The sequence below is a fragment of the Mesorhizobium sp. WSM4830 genome, from assembly GCF_055811495.1.
Map to the genome: position 1 here is coordinate 1 of NZ_JBVVQI010000136.1, position 269 is coordinate 269.

Genomic DNA, 269 nt, shown 5'->3' on the forward strand with positions numbered 1-269 from the left:
TGCTGAAATACTCCACCCCGCGTTTTGTTGGATCGGAGTCAGCGAGAGCAGCGACTTGCGCTTCAAGGTAAGCAGGGACGGTTCCGGTGGTGTATCCCAAGAAATCCCGCCGAGTTCCGCTGGATCGCTGGCGAACATCGAAACGCCTGCGCGTTTTTAATTGTCCAATGTTGAATTCGACAGCACCGACACCATCAGAAATACGGGTCAAGCGACCATCGGATTCAAGAGTCGCAAACTCAGGATTCAGGTTCGTGATAGTAGCGCCC

1 protein-coding gene is annotated in these 269 nt (G+C 53.5%); it reads right to left on the reverse strand.

What is annotated here, in order from left to right; translation table 11 throughout:
- On the reverse strand, nucleotides 1-211 hold a 211-nt coding region (locus AC0L2Y_RS34700), incomplete at its 3' end, for a hypothetical protein (protein WP_473562355.1).
- Between the last annotated feature and the right edge of the window lie 58 nt (nucleotides 212-269).